1 pseudogene is annotated in these 629 nt (G+C 43.9%); it reads right to left on the bottom strand.

The window, feature by feature from the left end:
• Window positions 1-629 (bottom strand): annotated as a pseudogene (locus DW182_RS22035) (hypothetical protein); the annotation flags it as partial.

Below are 629 nucleotides of genomic sequence, written 5' to 3'. Positions count from 1 at the left end.
ATATCATTGTAATATCCCTTACCATTACGACCGTAATCCCAGTTCGTGTGTTGGACAACCTCAGGGTAATAACCTACTTTAGCAACACCACACATATGACCCTCATAGGGAAGCAATTGACGCATGGAAGTGGAAATAACCTCAGCAAAGTCTGAGAAACGAGCCTCATTGAACTCCTTGGAAAGCCAATGTAACACATCAGCAAACTCGAAAATAAACACATCAATATGGTTATTCTCAACAGACACATTACCCCAGCCACGAGTCTTCAAACCGATATCACCCAACATCTGACCTTCGGCAAAAGGAACATCCCAGGTATAATACCAGGATAAGGCGAAATAAGCAGCCTTCCTGCAAAGTTCGGCATAGTGAGCACGCTCCGCACCTTTAGTAACCAAAGCAAGGTAATAAGTGGCAGTAGCAGCATAAAGGGAAGCTTCCTTATCCTCACAATTAGCATCCAAAGTGGAAGAGAAATAATCGGATTTAGAGATAAGCTCATTCTCCAGATAATTAACTGTACGTTTGGCACTCTCCAGGTAACGCTTGTCCTTGAAATACTTGTAGGCCATTACCAGAGGCAAAGTAGCCGAAGGAGTACTGCCACCGGTACCGTCTACGATAGA

It is taken from the genome of Bacteroides sp. AM16-24 (assembly GCF_003471885.1).
GTDB lineage: Bacteria > Bacteroidota > Bacteroidia > Bacteroidales > Bacteroidaceae > Bacteroides.
This window is presented reverse-complemented; position numbering and strand designations above follow the sequence as displayed.